Source organism: Natronococcus sp. (assembly GCF_047921035.1).
In the GTDB taxonomy this organism is placed as follows: domain Archaea; phylum Halobacteriota; class Halobacteria; order Halobacteriales; family Natrialbaceae; genus Natronococcus.
Window position 1 is genome coordinate 95,836 of sequence record NZ_JBLRWX010000002.1, and the last position, 2,679, is coordinate 98,514.

Genomic DNA, 2,679 nt, shown 5'->3' on the forward strand with positions numbered 1-2,679 from the left:
CTGTCGATGTTGCCCTCCGTCGCCGCCAGCAGTTCGTCGACGTCCAGACCGTCGAAGTCGATCGCCGTGCCGTGGCGATCGCAGGCTGCGACGGGCGTGAGCCCCTCCTTGTGCTGGCTCACTTCGAGCGTTCGTCGTCCGATGCCGCCGGTGCCGAGTACCGCAAACGTCGTTTCCTCCATGAGTGTGTTCTCGTTGGTTCGCTTGTCGTCAGTCGTCGCTTGGTTCGACACCCGCGTTCGGGCTCGAGTCGCCCGCGCCCTCGTTGCTCGTCGAGGCCGCCGACCCGTCGTGGCGGGCCTTGACCGCCTCGGGGTCGAACTCGTTTACCTCGCGGTTGGGCTCGAGGCCGGCCCGTTCGACGATCTCGATGTCCTCGCCGGGGGACTGGCCCGCCGTGGTGAGGTAGTCGCCCGTCAGCAGGCCGTCGGCGCCCGCCTCGAGGGGCAGATGCTGCTCTTCGGGCGCGAGGTTGACTTCGCGGCCGCCGGTCAGGCGCACCCGCGAGTCGGGGTGGAGCAGCTTGTACACCGCCACGGTCTTGACGATCTCCTCGGTCGTGATCTCGACGCCCCGCTCGGCGAGGGGCGTCCCCTCGACGGGGTTGAGCACGTTCACCGGGAGCGAGGAGATTCCGATCTCCTGGAGGGCGACGGCGGCCTCGACCCGGTCGGTCGGGGTCTCGCCCATCCCGAGGATGACGCCCGCACAGAGGTCCATCCCGGCCGCCTTGGCGATCTCGAGGGTCTCCACCCGGTCCTCGAAGCTGTGCGTGTCGACGATCTCGGGGAAGTACCGCGGCGAGGTCTCGATGTTGTGGTTGTAGTGGTTGATCCCCTCCTCGGCGAGGATCGCGGCCTCCCGTTCGGTGAGTATTCCGAGGGAGGCGTCGATCTCGAGGTCGCACTCCTCGCGGACGAGCCGAATCGACTCGAGGACCTCGGCCCACTCCTCGGGGCGGTGTTTCCGCGAGACACCCTTCTCGGCGACGACGATCCCGAAGCGCTGGGCGCCGTCGAGCTCGGCTCGTTTCGCGGCCTCGAGGATCTTCTCGGGGCCGAGGAAGTCGTAGGTGTCGATGCCGGTGTCGAAGTGGACCGACTGCGCGCAAAAGCCGCAGTCCTCGGCGCAGTTGCCCGCCTTCGCGTTGACGATCGAGCAGGCGTCGACGGTGCCGTCGCCGAAGCGATCCCGAACCGCCGCGCCGGCTTCCGCGAGGGGCTCGACCGGCTGGGCGATCAGCGCGAGGCCGTCGGTGCGATCGAGCCGTTCGCCGGCCAGCACCCGCTCGAGGGCGTCGTCGACCGTCTGGTTTCCAGTCTCGTAAACCACATCTGAATAGCTGGTTGACGAGTATATAATAATTGGGGGACAGTCAGCAGCCGCGACTCCTCGTCGCACGTTCTACGTCGGGCCGATCGGAAACGGGGCGCTCAGCCGCTGGGGTGCCACGCGATCCCCTCCCGGCGAACGGTGAAGGGCTTCGCGCCGCAGGCGGGACAGACCGTTCCGCCGCCTTCGGGGTCGTCGGGGCGCTCCGGAATCGTGTGTCGGTGACCGCAGGCGTCGCACTCGAGGTCGACTGGCATACCCTATTGGACGAGTCGCGATCCGATGAACCCCGGGTGGCAGCGTCTGACAGGGGTCGTCGCACGAGTTTGGTATTCGGAATCTCGAGCGAAACTCGCGTTCAATAGAGGCGGACTACGTATCAGTTCGGTCTGACCGTTCTTCCTGCGGTGGCGCGCGCTGTCGACCGGTCGAACGTCAGTGAGGGCGGGCGATAATACTGCGCGAGGGATGAACGAGGGAGCGACGCGACCGAGTGAATCGGCTGGGGAGGACGTGGCGACCCCATGTGTTCGTGTGAGCAGGACCTGCTCCTGTGAATATTACCGCGAAAGCCCCTGGTCCGCTCGAGGGCTGCGGCTCGCTGCGCGCCTTCCCTCGCTCCACTCGGTCGGTGCTTACTTCGCCTCGCTCCCCGAGCAACGGGAGAGCTTCGCTCTCCCGAGCATCGCGGACGCTTCGCGTCCGCTCAGCGCCCCAGCCCCTTTCAGCCCCACCCGGCGGTGGTCGGATGGGGTGCAGACACAACGCCGGACGTTCCATACGCACTCTCTACGTAACGGCTGTTCCTCTCAAGCGCAACTATACTCAGGAGAGGCAGCCGTTACGTACAGAGTGCCCACACATTGAGTCGGGTTTCTAGTTGGAACTAGTTCAGCAAAAGACACTTATTAGATAAATAATCAACAAGAATTGTGCCCTCTCGACGAACGTTTCTCACTACCACAGCAGGCATCTCGCTCACGATTGCTGGTTGCCTCGACCGTCTCCCGTCCTCTCAGAGCGGAAGTGGGCGAACACTAGTGGACCATCCGGGAAGTTCGTACCCGGATAGGTCTTGAGCTGTTTTCTCGTCTCCCGTCGTAGAGTCACCACTTGCCAATGAGGGAAGAACGTGTCTCCAGGCCCCAACCCAGTCAGAATCACGCTGACCGCTCAAGATCGAGCCGATCTTGAAGCGGTCACTCGCAAAGCGACCAGCCCCCAACGAGACGTGTTCCGTGCGCGGATTGTTCTCCTTGCCGCTGTTGGCCTCAACAACACCGAGATCGCACGACAGCTCCAGTGTACACGGAAAACCGTCCGTAAATGGCGCGGACGGTTCGCCAA

The 2,679-nt window shown here is 64.5% G+C and carries 3 protein-coding genes and 1 pseudogene; 1 reads left to right on the forward strand and 3 read right to left on the reverse strand.

From position 1 onward, the window contains the following. From ACNA7R_RS01120 to ACNA7R_RS01130, 3 genes and pseudogenes are all read right to left on the reverse strand, one after another. A pseudogene (locus ACNA7R_RS01120) lies at positions 1-182 on the reverse strand (transcriptional regulator); the annotation flags it as partial. 28 nt (positions 183-210) lie between these two features. Then, positions 211-1,332 carry a biotin synthase BioB gene (gene bioB, locus ACNA7R_RS01125; RefSeq protein WP_416281687.1) on the reverse strand — a complete coding sequence of 374 codons (1,122 nt, stop codon included), beginning with the start codon at positions 1,330-1,332 and terminating at the stop codon, positions 211-213. Positions 1,333-1,433: 101 nt separating this feature from the next. Beyond that, complete coding sequence (locus tag ACNA7R_RS01130; RefSeq protein ID WP_416281688.1) at positions 1,434-1,589, reverse strand: hypothetical protein; 156 nt, start codon at positions 1,587-1,589, stop codon at positions 1,434-1,436. 974 nt (positions 1,590-2,563) lie between these two features. Between ACNA7R_RS01130 and ACNA7R_RS01135 the strand changes: the two genes are divergently transcribed. After that, the coding region (locus ACNA7R_RS01135) for a helix-turn-helix domain-containing protein (protein ID WP_416281694.1) at positions 2,564-2,679 on the forward strand (116 nt) is incomplete at its 3' end.